23 protein-coding genes and 1 tRNA gene are annotated in these 20,343 nt (G+C 45.6%); 16 read left to right on the top strand and 8 right to left on the bottom strand.

Annotation, left to right across the window (positions count from 1 at the left end):
• Positions 1-7 precede the first annotated feature (7 nt).
• From RWM02_RS05710 to RWM02_RS05640, 15 genes are all read left to right on the top strand, one after another.
• Complete coding sequence (locus RWM02_RS05710) at positions 8-3,004, top strand: hypothetical protein (protein WP_314069941.1); 2,997 nt, start codon at positions 8-10, stop codon at positions 3,002-3,004.
• 120 nt (positions 3,005-3,124) lie between these two features.
• The gene (locus tag RWM02_RS05705; protein ID WP_314069938.1) at positions 3,125-4,108 is read left to right on the top strand and encodes an SU10 major capsid protein; all 984 of its coding nucleotides are present in this window, start codon (positions 3,125-3,127) and stop codon (positions 4,106-4,108) included.
• A gap of 1 nt (position 4,109) precedes the next feature.
• On the top strand, positions 4,110-4,493 hold the full coding sequence (locus RWM02_RS05700; RefSeq protein WP_314069936.1) for a hypothetical protein: 384 nt from the start codon (positions 4,110-4,112) through the stop codon (positions 4,491-4,493).
• On the top strand, positions 4,490-4,624 hold the full coding sequence (locus RWM02_RS05695; RefSeq protein ID WP_314069934.1) for a hypothetical protein: 135 nt from the start codon (positions 4,490-4,492) through the stop codon (positions 4,622-4,624). Before RWM02_RS05700 ends, RWM02_RS05695 begins: the two co-directional genes overlap by 4 nt.
• The gene (locus RWM02_RS05690) at positions 4,621-6,126 is read left to right on the top strand and encodes a hypothetical protein (protein WP_314069932.1); all 1,506 of its coding nucleotides are present in this window, start codon (positions 4,621-4,623) and stop codon (positions 6,124-6,126) included. The genes RWM02_RS05695 and RWM02_RS05690 overlap by 4 nt, the downstream gene beginning before the upstream one ends.
• A 9-nt stretch (positions 6,127-6,135) precedes the next feature.
• Complete coding sequence (locus RWM02_RS05685) at positions 6,136-6,447, top strand: hypothetical protein (RefSeq protein WP_314069929.1); 312 nt, start codon at positions 6,136-6,138, stop codon at positions 6,445-6,447.
• Between the two features lies 1 nt (position 6,448).
• Entirely contained in the window at positions 6,449-6,601 is a 153-nt protein-coding gene (locus RWM02_RS05680) for a hypothetical protein (protein ID WP_314069926.1), read from the top strand.
• Positions 6,564-7,166, top strand: a complete 603-nt coding sequence (locus tag RWM02_RS05675; protein WP_314069923.1) for a DUF7338 family protein — start codon at positions 6,564-6,566, stop codon at positions 7,164-7,166. The genes RWM02_RS05680 and RWM02_RS05675 overlap by 38 nt, the downstream gene beginning before the upstream one ends.
• 82 nt (positions 7,167-7,248) lie before the next feature.
• Positions 7,249-7,629 carry a hypothetical protein gene (locus RWM02_RS05670; RefSeq protein ID WP_314069922.1) on the top strand — a complete coding sequence of 127 codons (381 nt, stop codon included), beginning with the start codon at positions 7,249-7,251 and terminating at the stop codon, positions 7,627-7,629.
• On the top strand, positions 7,613-7,861 hold the full coding sequence (locus tag RWM02_RS05665) for an outer membrane protein assembly factor BamD (protein ID WP_314069918.1): 249 nt from the start codon (positions 7,613-7,615) through the stop codon (positions 7,859-7,861). Before RWM02_RS05670 ends, RWM02_RS05665 begins: the two co-directional genes overlap by 17 nt.
• A gap of 106 nt (positions 7,862-7,967) precedes the next feature.
• Entirely contained in the window at positions 7,968-8,339 is a 372-nt protein-coding gene (locus tag RWM02_RS05660) for a hypothetical protein (RefSeq protein ID WP_314069915.1), read from the top strand.
• On the top strand, positions 8,329-8,511 hold the full coding sequence (nrdD, locus tag RWM02_RS05655) for an anaerobic ribonucleoside-triphosphate reductase (protein WP_314069912.1): 183 nt from the start codon (positions 8,329-8,331) through the stop codon (positions 8,509-8,511). Before RWM02_RS05660 ends, nrdD begins: the two co-directional genes overlap by 11 nt.
• Positions 8,498-9,052 (top strand): putative peptidoglycan-binding domain-containing protein, encoded by a 555-nt coding sequence (locus RWM02_RS05650; RefSeq protein WP_314069909.1) that lies wholly within the window; start codon positions 8,498-8,500, stop codon positions 9,050-9,052. Before nrdD ends, RWM02_RS05650 begins: the two co-directional genes overlap by 14 nt.
• Entirely contained in the window at positions 9,052-9,642 is a 591-nt protein-coding gene (locus RWM02_RS05645; protein WP_314069907.1) for a hypothetical protein, read from the top strand. Before RWM02_RS05650 ends, RWM02_RS05645 begins: the two co-directional genes overlap by 1 nt.
• Positions 9,643-9,656: 14 nt before the next feature.
• Positions 9,657-11,033, top strand: a complete 1,377-nt coding sequence (locus RWM02_RS05640; protein WP_314069905.1) for a hypothetical protein — start codon at positions 9,657-9,659, stop codon at positions 11,031-11,033.
• A gap of 282 nt (positions 11,034-11,315) precedes the next feature.
• On the opposite strand, the gene RWM02_RS05635 is transcribed toward RWM02_RS05640, so the two are convergent.
• The 3 genes from RWM02_RS05635 to dapB form a co-directional block, all read right to left on the bottom strand.
• Positions 11,316-11,392 (bottom strand) — tRNA-Met (locus RWM02_RS05635).
• A 271-nt stretch (positions 11,393-11,663) separates the two neighbouring features.
• The gene (purF, locus tag RWM02_RS05630) at positions 11,664-13,001 is read right to left on the bottom strand and encodes an amidophosphoribosyltransferase (RefSeq protein ID WP_314069902.1); all 1,338 of its coding nucleotides are present in this window, start codon (positions 12,999-13,001) and stop codon (positions 11,664-11,666) included.
• 310 nt (positions 13,002-13,311) lie between these two features.
• Positions 13,312-14,079: a 4-hydroxy-tetrahydrodipicolinate reductase gene (gene dapB, locus RWM02_RS05625; protein ID WP_314069900.1), complete on the bottom strand. Its 768-nt coding sequence runs from the start codon at positions 14,077-14,079 to the stop codon at positions 13,312-13,314.
• Positions 14,080-14,221: 142 nt separating this feature from the next.
• Between dapB and RWM02_RS05620 the strand changes: the two genes are divergently transcribed.
• Complete coding sequence (locus RWM02_RS05620; RefSeq protein WP_314069897.1) at positions 14,222-17,065, top strand: M16 family metallopeptidase; 2,844 nt, start codon at positions 14,222-14,224, stop codon at positions 17,063-17,065.
• A gap of 175 nt (positions 17,066-17,240) precedes the next feature.
• Here the strand turns inward: RWM02_RS05620 and RWM02_RS05615 are convergent, their stop codons facing one another.
• From RWM02_RS05615 to trxA, 5 genes are all read right to left on the bottom strand, one after another.
• Positions 17,241-17,942: an ankyrin repeat domain-containing protein gene (locus tag RWM02_RS05615; RefSeq protein ID WP_314069894.1), complete on the bottom strand. Its 702-nt coding sequence runs from the start codon at positions 17,940-17,942 to the stop codon at positions 17,241-17,243.
• A 29-nt stretch (positions 17,943-17,971) separates the two neighbouring features.
• The gene (locus RWM02_RS05610) at positions 17,972-18,406 is read right to left on the bottom strand and encodes a hypothetical protein (RefSeq protein ID WP_314069891.1); all 435 of its coding nucleotides are present in this window, start codon (positions 18,404-18,406) and stop codon (positions 17,972-17,974) included.
• A 212-nt stretch (positions 18,407-18,618) separates the two neighbouring features.
• Positions 18,619-19,557, bottom strand: coding sequence for an NAD(P)/FAD-dependent oxidoreductase (locus RWM02_RS05605; protein ID WP_314069889.1), 939 nt, complete (start codon positions 19,555-19,557; stop codon positions 18,619-18,621).
• A 10-nt stretch (positions 19,558-19,567) separates the two neighbouring features.
• Positions 19,568-20,017 carry a hypothetical protein gene (locus RWM02_RS05600; RefSeq protein WP_297965146.1) on the bottom strand — a complete coding sequence of 150 codons (450 nt, stop codon included), beginning with the start codon at positions 20,015-20,017 and terminating at the stop codon, positions 19,568-19,570.
• Positions 20,017-20,331, bottom strand: a complete 315-nt coding sequence (gene trxA / locus RWM02_RS05595; protein WP_009495082.1) for a thioredoxin — start codon at positions 20,329-20,331, stop codon at positions 20,017-20,019. Before trxA ends, RWM02_RS05600 begins: the two co-directional genes overlap by 1 nt.
• Positions 20,332-20,343 lie beyond the last annotated feature (12 nt).

The raw sequence follows: 20,343 nt of genomic DNA, 5'->3' as shown, positions 1-20,343 counted from the left end.
AATATAAATGCAATTCGTAAATTTAACCGATGAACAAAGAAAACAAATAGCCGCTGAGCAGGCAAGCAAAAATATACAGCCTATGCCGATGGAAAAGGGTCTGCAAACAGAGATTTTGCCCTTTTCGTTAAACCCCTTAAAGCTTTTTGGCGGCGTGGCTACTAATGCGGCCGCTGACATGGCGGGAGCTAGCAAAGACTACCGTGCCGACATTTCAAATGCAAAAAGTACGGAGGAGATAAAAAGCGCAGTTAATAATGCTATTTCAAAATTTGACAACGCAAATCCATTGCTTTTTGGCGGCGATGACGTAAAAAGGCAAAAGAACGAGTTCTTAAAAACCGTTTCAAGCTCTATTAGGCAAAGTAAGCTGGCTGATGGGCTAAGCGAATATAACGGGAATTTGTATCTGCGAAAGGGCGACGAACTTTTTGACCTTGACGACGGGCTAATAAACCAAATTGGGCGAGTGATGAGAGACAACGCCGGTTCTATGCTAGGCACAGCGTTGGGGGTAAAAAAAGGCAGCGGTTTTTTACAAAATATGACGGGCGGGGCTTTGGGTGCGGCGGGAGGTAGTGGCATAGACTACCTAAACAACTCAAACTACGCTGGGCAAGAGGCAAATTTGGCTAATGCGGCAAAAAAGATGGGCGAGGAGGCTCTATTTTCCATCGCAGGCGATACCATAGTAGGCGGCGCAATGAAATACGGCAAGCCAGCGATAAATTTGGCAGACAAAGTAACAGACAAAATGCCTCTTGTAAATCTAGGGAAGCAGGCGTTGACTAGCATACCTACGGCAAACGTAAAAGGGGCGATGAAGTCGGCCGAGGCGATTGCGGGGGACGAAGCCGAAGCAATGCTAAAAAACGCCGCAGAGGTGGGCGGCTACAAGGTGGACGGTGGCAATATAACAGATTTGCAACTATTAAACCCAATAATTAACAAAACAAAAGAGCTTAGCGCGAAAGCTGCTCAAAAACTTCATCTCGACGATGTGGCAACTGCAATCAGTAACACAAAAGGGCTTGATGCCGAACGTGAAAAAATTTTAAACTTAGCCCTTAGTGACCCAAAATCAGCCGAGCGCCTTTTGAATGCTCTAAGGGGCGACAAGAGCGGGCAAGGCGCTAGGAACTTAGCCGATTTGGCGCAAAGCGACGTCAATCGTCTGCGCGAGATGATAGGGCAAAGCGATATAACGGGCTTAAAAGAAGTAATAGAACAATACTATAAGGCAACAAAAGATGGCTTCGGGCAAGCCATAGACAATCTGGATGTGTTTAAAAATGGCAAAAAAGTAAAACTAAGCGACGACGCAATAGAGCAGATGAAAGAGGAGTTTGCGGCGAATTTAAACATTTTCGATAAGTCGAGCGATAAAACGCGCGGGGTGATGAGCGGCTTTGATAGCCTTAAAGGGCGCGAGCTAGGTGTAAAAGATTTAAACGAGCTAAGAGCTAACTACAACAAAGAACTAAATGAAATTCTAAACTCCGACAAAAACTCGTACGCTACTAAAGTAAATTTTGCTAAAGGCAAAGAGATACTAGAGCGTGCGATGGACGATCTACTAGGCGACGACGCGGCTAGGGCATATCTAAAAGAAAGCCTAGAAAAATACAAAGACTACAAAGGTTTTGAAAAAAGCCCGCTTTTTAAAACGATGACGAATATCGAAAGCTCGGCGCAAGATATTATGAGTGCTTTTAGGAGGCTACGAGACACACAAGGCGGGCTTTATGATAAATTTATCTCAAAGCTTAGTCCGGAACAGGCACAGAAGTTTGAGCTGGCGGCCATAAAAGACGATTTTGAGAGTGCGCTCGGCAAAACAGGAACTTTTAATGTAAGGGAAATTCTAAACGGCAAAGAGTTAAACGAGGCCTTACAAAAGACAGGTTTTAAAAGCGAGCAGGCAAAAGAGATCGCAAGAGAAATAGACAAGCTCGCAAAAGCAAGAGGGAATTTAGCTGAGATTTTTGCAGCGCTTGATAATAAATTTATCATGCCAACTAGATTTAACAAAGGCATAGCCACGACCTTTAGCGGCGCGAGTAAAACCGCATTCATAAACGCGGTGCGTCAAACGGCTCTAAAATATGTGCCGATAATCGGCAATGACGCGGCCTTGGAATATCATCTAAGGGAAGCCGCTAAAGCGATAAAATCGGGCGGTACTCTTAATGACTACGCAAAGATTATGGAGAAAAACGGCACAAGCAAAGAACAGGCTAAGGCTTTTACCGACTTCGTAAAAGAAGCCGTCGAGCAAGGGAGTAAAATCGAAAGCGCAGGGGTAAAGCAAGAGGCGGTAAAGGGCGAGGGTTGGACGATGAGGGAGGGCGGCGCGGCAAAAACTGACTATGCCGTAAAAACCGATTTAGCCCCTAACGTCAGGGATTTATCAAAGATAACCGTTGATGAAATAACGGCCGACCTTGAGTATTTAGCCGGCAAGCATCCTGAAATATTCGAGAGGCCATCCGACGTTTTTAGGCTAATTAGAGAAATAAAGGAAAACCCTACGCACTTCTTTACGAATTATAGGCTTGATTACGCTTTGATTGTTAAGAGGCTTAAAGATAATAAAATAGGCAAGCTTGCGATAGATAAACAAAGCGGGAAAGTTATGCACGCAACAAAAGTAAGGCAAAGGGATTTATCTCGTATGGATAGAGTAAGCCGGCAGACGGCTGGGACATCCACGCTCCCAACACCTTTAAGCGCCGCCGATAAAACTGCGCTAAAGCAGGACGCAAATTCCGCTGGCGAGGCGTATTCGTCTGCCACTGGACGTATTATACCACAAAATCCCGCCGATCGTCTAGTAGAAAAGATAATCAAGCTAGACGACACCGGAGAGATTGGCAATGTGCTACAAAAAACCATCGCTAGTGAAGGCATTTCTACAAAAACAAAACTTGCCGCAATCAATGCAGCAAAAAGGCGATTGATCGCAATGTCCGCAAACAACACACAAGAAAAAAATAAAATCTAAAGAGGGGGCTTCCCCTTTCTTGCTTGCCCCACAATCAACACCGTATTTGCCCAAAAACTAGGTAGATTTAGGACTACGTCTTAAGCCATAATTTCCCTAAAACCACAAAAAGGAGAAACTATGGCAATTACTACTACGGGCTATCAAGCCCCAGCTACCTCAAGACAAGGTTTAAAGCCCTCTGTCTATGACAAAATTATCCTAATAGGGGCTGACGAAACGCCTATACTTAGCCTTATTGGCACGTCTGAAGTAAAAGGCATCGAGCACAGCTGGCTAACCGACACGCTTGCTGCGCCTAAAAAGAACGCGCAGCTTGAGATTAGCGACTTTGATGATGTGAGAAAAAGTACAGTGCAAAAAACATCAAACGCCGTACAGATTTTTACATCGAACGTCAGTGTATCAAGAAGTATGCAAGCTGTAGCTACATACGGCGGCAAAGAACTTCCGCGCGAGATAGCCAAAAGGGCAAAGGAACATAAGCTAGATATGGAATATGCGTTATTTGGTCTAGGCAGAGATACCGATGTTAAAAAATCGGTGTTCAAAGCTCCTTCGGTAAGAACGGATGCAACTGCTGGCGAAATGGCGGGGCTATTTTACTACGTCTCCAAAGGCGCAGCCAGCTGGACTGCAGGCAAAAGAGGAAATGTTGTAGCACATGATGCTACTCAAAATTGGACCGGTGCTGCCACGCCATTAACTGAGGATATTTTGCATAGTCTTCTGCAAAATATTTATGATGCGGGCGGTACGCCAAGAGACGTATTTGTAGGTGCAGGGCTAAAGCCTGCGATCAATAAATTTGCTACTCGTCAGTTTGGCAACGAAAAGAGCATCAACTCAAGCGTAGTTAGCCTGGACACCGACTTTGGCAAAGTAAATTTCAGGCTTCACCGCTTTTTGTCTCCTCAATATGGGCTAGGTGATGCATTGATTGCGGGCGATTTTGAGTATATGAAAAACGGGCTACTTGTACCTACTGAGCTAAAAGACGTTACTACATCAAAAACAGCGATACAAAAGAGGTATTACACTGAGAGCTGCTTGGAAGTCAGAAATGCCGATGCGTTTGTGATCGGGGTCGGTCTAAAGGCATAAAATGCTAGTGAGGAGAGCTAAAGAGATTTTGGCTTTAAAAATCGCGGGGGGACGCAAGCTCCCCTCGGACGAAGAGCTTAGCGAGCTATTTTTGGAAGCTATGTTGTTTATCTGTAACAAGTGCGTCCCAGTTGAATTAATACGCAGAAAAACAGGCGAAAGAGTATACCGCAATATCGACGAGGACAGTTTTCTTTGCTACCCAGACAAGCCAGACTTCGCCGATGTTGATAATAAGAAACATATAATGATAGATGAAGTCTTGACCTATGCAGCAATTAACTATGTTGCTTTTTTAATAGGGCAAGATGCATTTTTCCGCACGCTTACGCTAGAGGCTATTGCCGACTATAACGCTAATTACGGGAGGGAATTTGACATATGAAAGAACTTGAAATAATTTTGCTGAATGGCACAAAACTGAGCAGAATAAATTTACTAGATTTTTTTAAAAATGTTGCGGGTATTTTTAAAAAAACCAAAGAGACTATATACAAAAGCGAACTAAAAAAATGACTAGTATTCATGATTTAAAACTAGCGAGCGAAACATTAGAGGCACTAAATTTTCTTTTACAAAACACAGTTGATCTTGAGAAGGCGATAAGCTCCGTTGATTTAACAGAGCTAAAAAAACTAAGCCATGACGGGGGGCAATTCAAAGAACGTATCGAGAAGCTTGTTGCCGAAATACAAAACGATAAAAGCTCTATCGAGGGGATAAAAAGAGACATCGAAACCAAAGCAGACACAACAAGAGATAAGATAGCCGAATTTAATAACATGGCTTCAAGACTTGAAGCTAAATATGCCGAACTTGCTGAACTACAAGCTAGTCTTAAAAACCTTGAAAAGGACATCAAGGGGCTGCTTTCTAGCGGGCTGATAAACGATACAATAGAAAGTACTACCCAAACATTTTCGTCCAAGAAGATAACGAAGCTATTGGCAGATAAAAGTGGCGAGCTCGATGGGTCACAGTATAGAAAAATAGACGATAGCTATGATAAAGCTCAAATAGACGGCAAGATAGACAACCTAATTGGCTCTGCTCCGGTTGAGTTAAATACCCTTGAGAAACTTGCTGCAGCACTCAATAATGATGCGGATTTCGCCACCACTATCTCAAAAAAAACGAATGGTAAGCTTGGCAAAACCGAAAAAGCCGCCGATAGCGACAAACTAGACGGACTTGATAGCTCAGCATTTGCTAAAGCCGAGCAAGTTCTTATAAAGCGCGGGCTACCAAAAGGCGATTATCGAAGTGTAGGCTTCTGGAGAACTGTAGAAGCTGGCTGGTATAGCTATAACCATGACTCTATTCAAGGCTCAAATAACCCTTCAGCATACGGAGTTATCCACGTTTTAAAAGACGGGAATGACTTTAATATCCTTTGGTACAGAAAAGGTACTGCAGAAATATATCGTGCAGGATTTGGAGGTTCTCAAGCAGGAAACAGCACAATCGGGTGGAACATTGTTGCAACTTCTTTAACTGTGGGGAGTTACCCTGACACAGCAGTTCTAAGAGATAGTAGCGGAGACTTTAACGGAAGAAACATCACAGCAACGCAATTTAAAATGTCTGCCCCAAAAGAGGACACTCTATTAACTTCGACAAGCGAAATCCTTTTTAGGCAAAACAATCAGGATGACTCTAATCAAATCAGAGCCGCTAGTCTTTCTAAACTTTTAGAGTTTGGGGGAGGAGCTGAGAAAGGATTTGGGGTAAATCAAACTATTCAAACTATGACTGGGAGTAAACGTGCAGGAGAACTTTATACAAACACTTCAAGTAAGCCAATCTTTGTGATTATTCAAGCCACACTGGGTGCTTCAAGTGGTTCTACATTCACAGCCTCTTTAGATGTGGATGGAGTGAGCATTGCAAAAACTGCGTTTGCTACCGTAGGGTTTGGAACAACATCAACGCTTACAGGCTTTGTGTTTCCCAATGCAAAATATAAATTAACTCTTGGTGGAAGTGCACAGTTGTCTCAGTGGTACGAAATAAGATAAGGAGGAGATATGCACAGATATAAAGATTTAAATGGGCAGATATATGCTTATGAGAAAGACACAGATGCAGAGTTTTTGGCAAAAGAAATAGCTCAGTTTGGTCTTATAAAACTCACAAAAGAGGAAGAAGAGGCTTTGTTTGCCCCCAAAGAAGCGGACAAGCGTCTTGAGGCTCTGCATGAGCTTGAGGGGGAAATAAAGGAGCAAGAAGAGCTAATCAGAAATGCTTTACTGATCGGCAACGATCGAGTTCTGCCAGAGCTAAGGGAAGAGTATAAAACCCTATTAATTCAAAAACAAACCTTAGACAAGGAGGAGTAAGATGAAAAAGAAAATAAAAAGATGTTCAGTTTGTTCAAGCAAACTAGATAAAAAAGGTGAATGCAATTGGGAAGAATGTCCGGCTAGTCCAAAATATAAAAATAAGGATGTAAAAGATGAAACTAACTCTAAAACAGAAACTTCAGGTTCTTAAGAACTTTACCGTTGAGCTACCTGTAGAGATAGCTCATTTTCTAGTTGTACCTATTGCTCTTGCGTTCTGCAAGAAAGAGGCTGAGCACCTGCCTAAATGGGCGGCGTGGTTCGATGAGAACGACTACGGTATCAACGGCGACGACGGATGGAAAAACGAGCATTTCCCAAACGGCAAGAACCGCACCTATTGGGCGAGGCTTTGCTGGCTATATAGAAACCGTATAGGCGTATTCAGCGCGAAGTATCTGGGCGTCAAAGTCGAGGATATAGACGCAAATACTGTGCGCACGATCGGCGATACGCTAGCGACCTACAACAAAGGTCAAAAATCGACCTTGTGTCTGGTGACCTGCAAGATGAAAGATGGGCGCGAGCGTTTCGGCTACTACCGCGAAATACGCTATGGCAAATCAAAATGGTATTGCCGTATATATCTAGGCTGGAAGCTGATGGACGTCGTAGGGATGAGGCAAGACAACAAGGCCGAGTATATGGACGCGGGCGATAAAAAGGTGTTAAAAACCGTTTGGGCTATCAACCCTTTTAAAAGGGTCAAACAATGAAGCCGTCCACAAAGAAATTCGTGATCACAGCGGCGGCTATCATAGCTATTGTAATTGTCGTGAAACTATTAAAGGGGGCGTGATGAATTTTCTAATCGCGAACAAACTTTGGCTGATCGTGATTGGCGGACTAGCCGGCGTAATACTAGGGCTTGGGGTTGAAATTTGGAAACTAAAAGGCGACATCAAGGATGCAAAAGCTGGGCTAATGGAAACGCAAAAGGAGCTAGCGATAAAAGAAGCTAATTTTCAAATTGCGACGGCCAACCTCTTTGAGTGCAACGCAAAAATTGCACTACAAAACGCCAAGCTAGAGCAAATCAAAGCGCAAGCCCCCGATACGACCGAAGTCAAAGAGCGGGTAGTAACGAAATTTGAAAAAATAAAAATACCCGTCAAAGATGCCGAGTGCGAAAAGAAGCTCAAATTTTACGAGGAGCTAATCAATGAAGCTGCTAAATAAAACTATTGCAGCGGCAACGTGCGGGCTAATATTGGCAGGCTGTGCAGCTAAAGAGCCGACCGTAATCACTCGCACGGTTTATCAAGAGGTCAAAATCCCCGTGGTTTGTATCGAGGAAATGCCCGCCAAGCCTAAATTCAAGGCAAGCGATCCGCAAAGCGCGCGAGAGCTAATGGAGTATTTCAAAACCTGCGAGGACTTGCTAAAACAATGCGTAAGGAGCGCACGATGAGCGAAATGGTAATCAAAAAAATCATGGGCTTTAAAATCAGCAAAAAAAGAGCGCTAGAGATAGCTCTATCCATCCTCCTGGCCTTGATTTTCGGGGCGGCGATAAGATGAATTTTCAAGAATACCTATACCTGCTTTGGGTATTTGTAGTAGGCGCTATCGGCGGCGTCTTGGGATTGCTCGACGACGACGGAAAACCGAGAAAACATCGCACGAGACTGTCTTTTGCCATCGCCACTCTGACGGCGATGTTTCTATGCTGGACTACGTTTGCTATCTCAAAACTCCTTATACACGAGGTTGAGGGGTCGCTGGCTCTTGGCGGTATTATCGCCTTTATGGGCGCTGAATGGGCAAGGCGGAAAATAAACAAAGCCGCGGATAAAAAGATAGAGGGGATGGGCGACGGCGGCTACGGTAGAGGGTATGACGACTACGGCGGAAATTTTAGGCACGAGGAGTGGAAAGATGACAAATAGCGAGATGCTAGAGAGCCTGCAAGAAAAGCGCACGAGATGCACCGTGTGGAGCCGCGTAATGGGCTATCATCGCCCCGTCGAGGGCTTTAACGTCGGCAAAAAAGGCGAGCATAAAGAACGCGCGTTTTTCGAGGAAAATAAACTAAAAAGGATAGCAAATGGCAAATTTTAACGAGGCTTTTCAAATTTTAATGGGGCTGGAGTTTTCTAAGCCCGAGGATGCGCTTGATAGAAACCCAACAGAAAAGGGGTGGACGTTCATGGGAATATACCAAAACGCCCACCCGCACTGGAAAGGCTGGGACGAGATATTAGGTGCGGTCGCATACGGCGGCAATATCGAGAAAATATCCCGCGCGCTTTATAACAACCAGAATTTACGTGCCGAGGTGCGTAGATTTTACAAGGAAGCGTATTGGGATCGTATGAGGCTGAGCGAAGTCGAGAGCCAACTCAAAGCAAACGAAATATTCATCTTTGGTGTGAATGTGGATGTGAGGCCTGCCGTAAGAGTTACGCAACAGCTGGTGGGCGTGGTAAATGACGGCATCGTCGGCAAGCAGACACTCGCGGCGATAAACCGCTTTGACGAGGCAAGATTTGATAAAGAATTCGACCGAGCGGAGCTTCAATACTACAACGGCCTGATCGAAAAAAATCCAAAGTTTAGAATTTATGCTAACGGTTGGCGTAATAGAGCGGAGGCGGTGTAATGAGCACTTACAGCGAATTATACAAACAGGTTTTAGCTGACAGCATGGCGAACGACACACCTTATGACAGACTGGTTAAAAAGCTAGATGAGTACTACGATAAGTCTGCCATAACGGATATTAAGAAATTTGAGGCCGTAGTCTCTGCATTAATGAATATGTCGCAGAGCGTAACAACCACTTCTCAAGAGATAGCGCTCAGGCTACTTAGCGAGAGCGAGGAGCTCCCACTAAGGGCAGCTCAAATTAGAGCGCAAACAGAGCTAATACAGGCTCAAAAAACACTAGCTGAAGCAGAATTGCCTCTAAAACAAAAAGAGCTCGATCTTGCAAACAAGAGGCTTTTGCTGGCTGAAAAGGAAGCGGATTTTAACGCCAAGAGAGCGGAACTAATAGAAAAACAAGCTCAAAGCGAAGTAGCTAGAAAGGCGGCTATCGAGCGAGAAACCCAATCATTCGATGATAAATTACGCATACAAGAAGCGACGCTACTAAAAGATGGCGTATTTGGCTATGCTGTTGGCGGCGTAAATGTCCCCGCGGAGATGACAACAAAAATGTACGACGCTATAGACAAAATTACCCCGTAAGAGGTGGGTAAATAATGGCAAGAGCAGAAAAAGCTGGGTGGTTTGCTCAACCTAGTGGAGACTATATAGCCGATATTACAAACGCGGCCATATGGCAGAGGGTAGCCGAAGTTAAAGCATTTAAAAAATTTATGAAGGACTCGAGTGGGTATAGTGATACGCGTATACATGACGCGCGCTATATAACTGACCATAACTCCGGTATGCGCTTTTACCTTCTTGCTAGGAGTAAGCATATTGAGAGCTATAAGAAAGATAATCGTGAAATGCTTGTGTATCATTCCACATATTTGACTTATTATACACATACAGAACCGTATTTTAACAGTGATATATTAAAAAGGTTTGGTACGATTATAGCAAGAATAGTTACCCCTTACGGGGATGTTGAATTATACCAAGCAGGAGTAGCTGTAATCTATGGGGAATATACTAGAGAAGTAATCCCCTTTTTTTTCGCAGATACCATGATGCCATATAATCTAAGATGGTTTCTAAAAAATTTCAATTCCTTAACATCCACTCGCACAGAGAGAGGGGGGAAAAAAATATTTAACCCATTTAAATTAAAATCCTGGAAAGCAGTTTTGCCAAGTGTGATAGCTGTGGCAAGTATTTATGTGTTGGGGGCGGCCGCAGGTACACTAGCGTCCACTATAGGCTCCGGGGCAGGCCTATTTTCTCTTGCAGGGGTGGGGGCTGTCGGTGGTCTTATTGCGGGCGTTGGCGGGGTAATTACTACCTTCGGCATGATAGGTGGTAGTAAGACACTATCTAAGATAGGCGCGAGGTTGGGGGCGGTCGGCGCTTTATTGAGCATAGGGGGGAGTATATCTAACTTTTTTAGCCCTAGCGCCGCTAAAGCCGGCGCATCGACCTTGCCTAATTATAGTCTAGCAAACTCTCAAAATCTATCTCAAACATCATCTTTGTATCACGGCATAAGCCCCGCAAGTTGGGCAAACGGGACGGGCGGCGCGGCAAATAGCCTTTATCAAAACACGAATAGCGTGATGTTTTCAAGCGAAGCAAATAGCTTTAGCTCGGCGCTTAGGGGCTACAATACAGGGGCAACCGCCAGCGGGATAACGTCTGCCAACAGCTCGCTTTTATATCTTACGAAAGGGTTAGAGGTTGCTAAATTTGGGTTTAAAAGTTATGAGGCGGTAAATAATCTAATAAGCGCTTTTAGAGCGCCAAATGAATTTAAAGACGACGATATGCCGCAAAATAATAATGAAGGCGGGCTGGTAAGCGTAAGCTCAGCACTTGATGAATTTGAAAATGCAGGGTATAACGTCAGAAGGTTTTATGATAGGGATATAGAATACGATCTTGGGTTCGAAAGCGGGACGTTAATGAGTAATGATGGGAGTTTATTAGGGGGATAACAACGGGTGGATAAATAGAGCTTTGGCGGTATAGCGTGGCTAATTACTTTTATAAATCCGTTAAAAACAGACTTGTAAAAACAATTTGAGTGTGCCCTAACGGCAAAAAGATATTGTTGATTGGTCTTGAAAATAGGCGGTTTTAGTGTGCCCCAAACTGTGCCCTATCTTTTGTCAAAATTTTGACGATTTGACAAATTTAAAGCTTTTATGCTTAACTGTTTTGTGATGATTATATTTGATGAAATATCGTATTTTTAGGGTTTTTGAGAGGTTTTGAGCTGGTGTCACGGGGGAGACTTGAACTCCCGACCTCCGGCTTATGAGACCAGCGCTCTAACCAGCTGAGCTACCGTGACGTTAAAGTTCGCAATTATATTCAACGTTTGCTTATATATTGATAAAATATTTTCATTTTTACGCAGTATGGCGCTCGAAATCAAATTTTAAAATTTGATTCGCCGAATTTCGGGCATAAATTTCATCAAATTTAAATCTATAAAAATCCAAATTTGAAGCAAAAACGTCAAAAACAAAAATTCGTGTTTTCAAGATGCGGGTTTTGCCACTCAAATTTGACGAGTTCAAATTTGTCCAAATAGGTCAAATTTGAAGCAGCAAAGGCCAAATTTACTTGATAAAATAATCCCCGTCAAAGCTAACCAGCGAGTACTTGCGCTCGCTGCCGATGCTGCTAACCAGCTCGTCCACGCCCAAAAACTCGAGGCTGTCCGCGCCGATATATTCGCACACCTCTTCGGGCGTTTTGTTTGCACTGATTAGCTCCTCGAAGCTCGGGGTATCGATGCCGTAGCGTTCAGGGTATTTTAGCTCGGGGCAAGCGACCTTAAAGTGTATTTCTCTCGCGCCCGCGTGACGAAGTAGCTCGACGATCTTTTTGGAGGTCGTGCCGCGCACGATGCTGTCATCCACGACGACCACGCTTTTGCCCTTGAGTAAGCTCCCCATCGGGTTTAGTTTGAGTTTGACCTTGAGGTTGCGCATCTCTTGCGTCGGTTCGATAAATGTGCGACCGACGTAGTGATTACGCACGATAGCTAGCTCAAACGGTATCCCGCTAGCGTTTGCGTAGCCTAGCGCCGCCGGCGTGCCACTATCTGGTACCGGCACGACGAAGTCCGCGTCGATCTTGCTTTTTTTAGCTAGCGTTTCGCCCATTTTCTTGCGCACTTCGTAGACGCTTTTGCCCTCGATGACGCTATCGGGGCGCGCGAAATAAATATACTCAAACGCGCAAACCCTAGGCTCCGCTTCAAAAAGGCGCACGCTCTCAAACTCGCTTTTGCCCTGCTCGAAAACCAGCATCTCGCCAGGCTCCACGTCTCGGATAAAGGTTGCTCCAACCAAATCAAACGCGCACGTCTCGCTAGCTACGATATAGCCGCCGTCTTTTAGGCGTCCTAGCGAGAGCGGTCTCACGCCCCAGCGGTCGCGGATGGCGAAAATTTTGTGGCGCGACTGGATGAGTAGGCAGTAGGCGCCTTTGACCTGCTTTAGTGCCGCGACGATGCGGTCTTGTAGGTGTTCGCTGTGGCTTCTAGCGATGAGGTGGACGATGTTTTCGGTGTCCATGTTGGTCTGAAATATCGCGCCCTCGGCGATCAGCGCGTTGCGGACTTCGTCTTTGTTTACGAGGTTGCCGTTGTGCACGACCGAGATCGAGCCTAGCGCGTAGTTTGCCGCGATAGGCTGGGCGTCGGCGGCAGAGCTTTTGCCCGCGGTGGCATAGCGGTTATGTCCGATCGCCATGTCGCCTTTTAGTGCGTCAAAGCTCTTTTTGTTAAAGACCTCCGTCACGAGCCCGCGACCCTTGACGGTCTCGATGTGTCCCTCGTCGCATGCGCTGATGCCGCTTGCTTCCTGGCCTCGGTGTTGCATCGCAAATAGCGCGTAGTATGCCGTTCGCGCAGCGTCTTTAGAATTTATTACTCCAACTATCGCACACATTTTAATTTTTCCTTTTTTAGGCTCGTCTCGCGAGTGCTTTTTGCGGAGCTTGAAATTTTCGCCCTGCGACAGACTACATGTCTAGTCTTGGACGAAAATTTCTGCGCAACCTCAAAAATCATCTCGCGATACTTTGCCTCTCATGCTAAAATTTAATTATCAAAATTTGAACGTAAAACGATAAGGCGAAGGATTTTTCGCTTAATTAAGGCGAAATTTAATTTTTAAGCGTAGGCTAACCGCGCGGGTTGCCGAGCTTAAAAATTAAATTTCAACGCAAAGTAAGTAGAAAAAGCCAAGCCGCTTATTATCACAGCCCAAGGCAATCATCTATCCCGTATAGCCCGCTTTGCTGCCCGGCAACCCACACGGCCGCCTTTATCGCGCCTTTAGCAAAGGTCGCTCGGCTAGTTGCGGTGTGATTTAGCTCGATAAACTCGCCGTCGTTGTAAAATCCGACCGTATGCCTGCCCACGACATCGCCGCCTCGCACCGCTAGGATCGCGATCTCGTCCTTGCTGCGAGCTCCGACTAGCCCGTCTCTACCGGTCACCAAAACGTCTTTTAGATTTAGCCCTCTAGCCTCCGCTACGCGCTCGCCAAGCGTTAGCGCAGTGCCACTTGGAGCGTCTTTTTTGTGCCTGTGGTGCTGCTCGACGATCTCGGCGTCAAATTCGCGCAAAGCCTTTGAAGCTAGCGCCGCTAAGCGGTTTAAAACCGCGACGCCAAGGCTCATGTTGGTGGCGTAAAGTATCGGCATCGCCGCGCTTGCGAGCTTTAGCAGGTTCGCGCCGTCCTCGCCAAGACCCGTCGTGCCGACGACTAGCGGTTTTGGGTCGGTGCGAGCGTAGTTTAGCAGATTTATTGCGCCCTCTTTGATCGTAAAATCGATAACGACGTCGCAGTTTGTGAAAAGCTCGTCAAATTTATCCGTGAGGATAGCGCCCTGGGGCAACGCAAAGTCAAGCGGCTCTATCGTATAAGCCGCGCCGAGTTTCGCGTTTGGCTCGTTTTTTAGGCACTCGATTATCATGCGTCCCATTTTGCCGCTTGCGCCGTGGATTCCTATTTTTACCAAAATTTATCCTTTAAAATTTGGGCTAAATTTAGCATAAATTTTATAAAAAATAAATTTAGCACGGCCGCCGTCTTCGCCGCGCGCGGGCAAAAATATTAAAAATCGCGCTATATAATCGGCTTTTTAAATTTAAAGGACGACGATGAGGAAAATTTTATTTTTATTTCTAGCCGTTTTTGCGGCGAGCGTTTTTGCTAAACAAGCGCCGATAGCGCAGGCTGCCAAAACGCGGCAGGCGGATGCGAATTTGAGCGCGTTAAATTTGACGGCAAACGATAAAAATGCGCAAAAGCTAAATTTGACCCAAGACCCCGCCATTATTAGCGGCGAGCTAGCCAACGGCCTAAAATACTACGTCAAAGAGAACAAACAGCCCGCAAATTCGGCCTATTTTTACCTAGTCGTAAACATCGGCTCGACCGACGAGCGCGAAAACGAGCTGGGACTTGCGCACTTTACCGAGCACATGGCGTTTAACGGCAGCCGCAAGTTTAACAAAAACGAGCTAGTTAAAAAGCTAGAGAGCCTCGGAGTGGCATTTGGCGCTGATCTAAACGCGCAGACTAGCTACGATCAAACGAGCTATCTGCTGGAAATCCACGTAAACGAGCAAAATTTAAAGGACGTTTTTCGCGTTTTTCGCGACTGGATCGACGGCGTGAGCTTTGACGCGGCCGAGCTGGATAAAGAGCGTGGTATCATCATCGAGGAGGAGCGCGCTAGAAACACGCCCGCGTATAGATTTTACATCAAAAACCGCGTGCCAGAGCTATACGGCGACAGCATCTACGCCAAAAGGTCGCCCATCGGCGATATGAATATCGTAAAAAACGTCGACGTAGCAACCATAAAGGGCTTTTACGGCAGGACGTATCAGCCTAGATTTATGAAATTTATCGCAGTCGGCGACTTTGATAAAAAGCGCATCGAGGAGATGATAAAGCAAAGCTTTAGCTCCGCTAAAAACACGAACGACTACGCGAGCCCCGATAAAACTATCCCTATAAAAAGCGGCTTTAGCGTAAACAACTACGACTCCGCAGAGATCGGGCTAAACTCTATAAATTTGATCTTCGCGCAAAAGTATAAATTTGACGGCGAGATCCAAAGGCTCAGGCAAAATTTGCTCGCAAACTACATTTCAGACCTCGTCGCGATGATATACGAGCAGCGAAATTTGGCCCTGCGCGGGCGATTTTACTCGCCGATCATCGAGGATCAAAACGTGCTTTACGCCTTTGAGATAAACGCCGTCGAGGATGATTTTATCGGCGCGCTTAGCGACCTGGCGGGCGTTTTAAAGGGCGTGCAGAAATTTGGCTTTAGCCGGGCGGACTTTGAAAGCGCAAAAAAAGATTTTATAAACTCGGCTAAAAATGCCTATTTGCAAGCGGGCAACAAGCGCTCAAGCGCAGTCGCGGCAAATATCGAGGAGACGACCAGGATCGGCGGTGTGTTGCTAGGCGAAAAGGACCTGCGTGACGTTACTTTGGCGCTGCTTGATGAGATCAGCCTAGATGACGTAAACGCAGAATTTAGGCGGATACTGGGCATCGACGCAAAAACTTTAAACGTGATTAGCGCCAAAGGAGCGAAGCCAAACGAGGCTAAATTTGATCAAATTTGGGCAGAGGCAAAGCCATACGATACGCTAGCCTCAAATCAAGCAAAGAGCGAGCTTTTCGACTACGGCGCGCTAAAGCCTAAAAATTTCGTCTCGAAAAAGCATAACGAAAAGCTTGATTTTTACCTTTACGAGCTGCCAAACGGCGCGCGCGTGGCATTTAAGGAGGTAAAAACCAAAAAAGACGTCGTCTGGCTAAGCGCGGTTAGTCGCGGCGGTACGTCAAATTTGCCAAAACCAAAGCAGGGCGCGCTAGCCGTAGAGGCCTCAAACGAGAGCGGGGCGGGGGAGTTTAGCAACTACGATCTGGCCAAAATCCTAAGCGGCAAGCAGCTAAGCTATAGCAAATTTATCGATCAGCTTTCGCAAGGATACAGCGCAAGCTCGGCTAGCGCGGACTTCGAGTGGCTTTTGCGCGCGCTATTTTTGGAGTTTAGCGAGCCTAGATTTGACGAAAACGTGCTAAAAAAGACAAAAATCAACAAGCTTGAGCAGCTAGAAAAAACCAAAAATCTGCCCGAGCGTAAATTTAGCGACGAATTTGCGAGATTTTTCTACGAAAACAACCCGCGAACAAACCCTCTCGAGGCCGCGGACATAAACGAGCTGCAGATGAACGACGTAAAAAAGATAGTGAAAGAGAAATTCACCAATGCGGCGTCGTATGATTTTATCGTGGTCGGCGATCTAAATTTGACTGCGGTCGAGCCTCTTTTGCAAAAATATCTGGCAAATTTACCCGCACGCACACAGCGTGAAAACTTCGTAGATGACGGCGTAAGGACGATCGCGGGCGAGCGGGAGTTTAAGCGAAGCTACCAAACCACGCAGCGAAGCGATGCCGCGATGATAATGAAAAACGAAAACGTGAAGTATTCGCGCCCGGAGTTACTGCGCGTAAACGCCCTATCTGCGGTGCTTTCGATGATGCTACGCGAGGACGTGCGCGAGGACCGCGGGCAGGTCTACGGCCTGGGCGTGCATATGAATCTCGCAAAATATCCGTACGAAAGCTTCACCGCGCATTTTGGTTTTACGGCTGCGCCTGATAACGTAAACGCCGTGCTGGGCGAGATAAAATCAAACGTCGCCGAGCTAAAAGGCGGCGCGGACGTCAAACGCTATCTGCAAAATTTCAAAAAATCGGCGCTCGTAAAAATGCGCCAATCCTACGTTCAGGGCGAGTTTTGGACGCGGGCGCTCATGCGCGAGCTGGTTTTTGGCGATGAGATTTTAAGCCTTGACGAGTACGAAAACGCGGTAAATGCGCTCACCGAGCAGGACGTGAAAGATGCGGCAAAGCTCTATCTGGACGAGAAAAACGTCGTGATAAGCGTAAACGATCCCGCCTTGGCGAAGTAAATTTAAGCCTCGGCGGTAAATTTGATTTGCCGCCCGGGCGACGGGTAAAATTTGGCTTTAGATTTGACTAAGGACTGTTAAATTTGAAGCTAAATTTTTCCCTCGTCAAACGAAATTTGATTTAAATTCGCTCAAATTTAACTCAAATTTTCGCTGACGCCTTATCTCCTTTTGTTTATTTACTTTGTAAATTTGAGTTTGATTTACTTCGGTTGCTATCTACGTAAATTACCTTGGTTGGGTCGCCTTTTAATGTATCCCAAAAACTTATCATACTTTTTAGTTTCTTTTTTTCGTTTGCCCATCGTATAAACATATAGGTATCACTAAATGCCCCATCTTTATCTGGGCAATACCTCTCTCCATTTTTTATGGACATACGTATTAGTATGGGTATGGTCTGATTTTTATCTATTTCCTCTTTCCAATTATCAATGTGCCATCTATAGCTTTTATAGCACTCCTCATACGCCTTCTTTAGCTCCTCTTTAGTGGGCTGCCCTACGACGTCGTATTTTAAAAGAAGCTCTAGCATGGGTTCGTAGTTTGGGATAGTATCTAGCAAGATATATAAAGATCGCATAAATTCGGAATCGTCTCTTAGCCCGTGAAAAAACGTATTAGGATGATCGTCTAGTTTTGGTCTATACCCGCTAGCAAGAGCAAGTTCGGTCATCTCTACGTAGTTATGGGTTACTATATATCCTATCGGATCGTTTACGTCTTTGGATTCTTTATTGACTTGGTAATTATCTCGATATACTATCTTTACGTCGTCTCCATCTATGATAAGCTTTTCGATATTGTTATAAAACGGAGGATCTATGTAGTACTGCACCGTCTTTACTTCATCAAATTTAACCCCGCTATCAAGCAAGAGCTTAGCGGTCTTTGTAGAGTTGTTTTCTATGCCAGGGGCGAGAGTTTGTAGTTATCTTGCGCATGAGCGTTTGCGCCCATATCTATCAGCCTTTTTGCCGTGACTTCGTCGTCGTAAAAGCTAGCGTACATCAAAGGAGTAACGCTGTCTATTAGTGGAGAGTCTATGCTAATGTTATTATCTTGCATAAATTTTAAAATTTGATCCGTTTGCTTTGATTTTAAAAGCTTGCGGAAATTTTCAGCAAATGCGTCGTCCTTTATCTGCTTATCTATATCCCAGTATCTAAAAGCAAAATCGTCCACTTCTTCTTGCGTTACGTATTTGCTTAGCTCCGAACCCGGGATTATCTTAGTATCGGCGGTAACGACGAACCGAGTGGGGCCGGATAGTTTTTCGTAAATAAAATTTACGAAAACGATGAGGCAAAGAGCGGCGAGGCTAAGTGCGAGTTTGTTCAAATTTATCCCTTAAGTCAAATTTGCGAAATCTTAGCCAAAGGGCGGTTAAATTTGAGTGAAATTTGGGGGTAAAATCTCTGAAAAAGCGGGGAAATTTAAATAAAGGCAAATTTGACTAAATTTAAAAGGACAAAGCAAAACTCGGTAAATTTGAGAAAATTTGAAGTAAAAAGAGAAATTTAGCCGAAAAGCTCGGCTAAATTTGATAAGTCTTAGTGCAAGCTCTCGATGTAGCTAAGCGCGCTAAGGGCTGCCACGGCGCCGTCTCCTGCGGCTACTATGACTTGTTTTGGCGCGTCTTTTCTGATGTCGCCCGCGGCAAATAACCCCGGCACGCTAGTTTGCATCTTTAGATCGACGCTCACTTGGCCGCCATCCTCGGTCTGGCATACGAATTCGCCGTTTTCTTGACGGAGGACGTCGTTGTTTACGTTAAGCCCGACGAATACGAAAACGCCCGGCACTTTTAGGTCGCGCTCGCCATCTTTCGTGTTTATGATTAGACCTGCTAGGCCTGCTTTGTCGCCATAAGCCTGCTTGATAGTGGCGCTCGTGATAAATTCGATCTTGGCGTTAGCGCGAGCCTTTTCTAGCGTGACGGGAGCGGCGCGAAACTCGTCTCTGCGGTGGATGATGTAGACGCGCGAGCAGATGTTGGCTAGATATAAGGCCTCCTCGATCGCCGTATCGCCGCCGCCTAGAACCGCGACTTCTTTGTTTTTATAGAAAAATCCGTCGCAGGTCGCGCAGGTGCTCACGCCTCTGCCGAAAAACTCGTCCTCGCCCGCAAAGCCCGCGCGGCGCGGAGTAGAGCCGGTGGCTACGATAACTGCTTTGGCAAGCTCTTCTTTGCCGCCTTCAAGCCTAATGGTAAAGCTGCCGTTGGCGTTTTTTACTACGCGCTCGACGCCCGCCATCTCGTGCTTTAGGCCAAAATGCGTGCACTGAGCGACCCACGTGCTCATGAAGTCGATGCCGCTCTCGCCGGGCGCTTTTTGACCCGGATAGTTTTCTATCTCGGAGCTGCCCGTGATCTGACCGCCGGGCATTCCTTTTTCAAACATTACGACGTTTTTTAATCCGCCGCGAGTGGCGTAAAGTCCCGCGCTAAGTCCGGCAGGACCGCCTCCGATGATCGCTAAATCTAACATATTTTTTCCTTTAAATTTTATTTATTTTCGAATCTTGTTTATAAATGCCACCCTTTTGCGCCTTTAGCTCCACGCTTGCGGGCAAAGCCGTGATATTTAGGACGTGCATCAGCTTTAAAATCGTATTTATATCCGAAGCGACGAAATTTATATTTCCCTCGCTTGGCGCGCGTTTTTGGAGCAAGTCCACGGCTACGATTTTTAAATCCTTAGTCGAAGTTTTTAAAATTTCTCTCCAGTTTGATTGGTTGGAGCTAAAAACCACGAGTAAAAATTTATCGTCTTGCGGTGCGAAAATTTGAGCCTGCTCGTAAAAAACCAGCTCGTTAAAATTTACGAATTTATACTGCGAAAATCTGTAATTATTGTAAGCAAATACGCCTGCTACCAGCGCTGCACCGATAAAGGACGCAAAAACGGAGGTAAGAGGAAGCAGGCTTCCTCCTCGTCTAAAAACCATTAAAGAAGCGAATTTATCTTATCGGCTATGGCTTGTTTTGATTGTGCGCCGACCATTTGCTCTACGACTTCGCCGTTTTTGAAAAATAGAAGCGTAGGGATCGAGCGGATGCCGAATTCTACGGCTAGGTCTTGTACCTCGTCGGTGTTTACTTTGCAAATTTTAGCTTTGCCCTCAAACTCCTCGGCTAGCTCGTCGATGACCGGAGCAAGCATACGGCAAGGTCCGCACCATGGCGCCCAAAAATCTACTAGCGCGACGCCCTCTTTGGCGACGTCGAAATTCGCAGTCGTTAGTTCTACGTATTTTCCCATTTTATTCTCCTT

The sequence above is a fragment of the Campylobacter showae genome (assembly GCF_963515975.1).
In the GTDB taxonomy this organism is placed as follows: Bacteria; Campylobacterota; Campylobacteria; order Campylobacterales; family Campylobacteraceae; genus Campylobacter_A; species Campylobacter_A showae_F.
This window is presented reverse-complemented; position numbering and strand designations above follow the sequence as displayed.